The sequence below is a fragment of the Desulfovulcanus sp. genome (genome assembly GCF_982781345.1).
The window spans coordinates 1-1,016 of record NZ_CEYAEZ010000210.1; the positions used below are offsets into that span (position 1 = coordinate 1).

Here is a 1,016-nt window from a genome sequence, read left to right on the forward strand (position 1 = left end):
TGGCTACCTTGGATAAAAAGCAGTGATGTTTTAGCACCAGTCAGCACACAAATAAAATTGCTTGAGCAATACAGCCAGTGGAGCGATTCACTCACGCGTTTTTTTCAGCATAAATACACACAGTCACAATTAAAGCGCTACCACGATTTTTTTAATGGCGTTGAAACAAATCCACTCACTGAGCAACAACGCCGAGCTTGCATAATAGATGACGACAATAACTTAGTGCTGGCAGGGGCAGGTACAGGAAAAACCAGTGTGTTAGTGGCTCGAGCGGGCTATTTGGTTAACAGTAAACAGGCTAATTACAACGATATTTTATTACTCGCCTATGGTAAGCAAGCCGCTTGCGAAATGGATGAGAGAATTAAACAAAAGCTGGGTACTGAGTCCATTAAAGCGGCCACATTTCATAGTGTGGGTTTAACTATTATTAGCGATGTTGAGGGCAAGCCGCCTAAAATATCTAAACTTGCTGAAAACGAAAAAGCTAAAATAAAATGGGTTGAAGGGTGTTTTGAATCGCTTGCTAATGCTAAGCCACAGTATACTAAAGCATTGGTAAACTATATAAATAATAATTTTAATGACGTTAAAAGTGGGTTTGAATTAAGCACTGCAAAGCCTAATCATATAGCGCTTCTACAAGAGATAAAAGCTGGCGGTTATTTAACCAAATTAGCGACTTTATTTAGTCAATTAATTAGCGTGTATAAAACAGCAAATATAACGCTTGAGAACGATTCAAAGCAGATACAGCAGGCTTGGAAATTATTAAAGCCATTACTAGCCAACTATAACCATTATTTAGATACTCAAGGTGAAATAGACTTTGACGATATGATCCTCAAAGCCCTCGATTATGTTAATACAAGAAAGTTTATATCACCTTGGCGTTATATCATGGTTGATGAATTTCAAGATATATCGCCTACGCGTGCGGCGTTGGTTAAAGCGCTGCGCGATAGTAAGCCTAGAAGCTCATTGTTTGTAGTAGGCGATGACTGGCAAGCTAT

The 1,016-nt window shown here is 38.9% G+C and carries 1 protein-coding gene; it reads left to right on the forward strand.

The window, feature by feature from the left end:
* Nucleotides 1-1,016: UvrD-helicase domain-containing protein (locus AC3WVG_RS12300; RefSeq protein ID WP_488798408.1), on the forward strand; the 1,016-nt coding region annotated here is incomplete at both ends.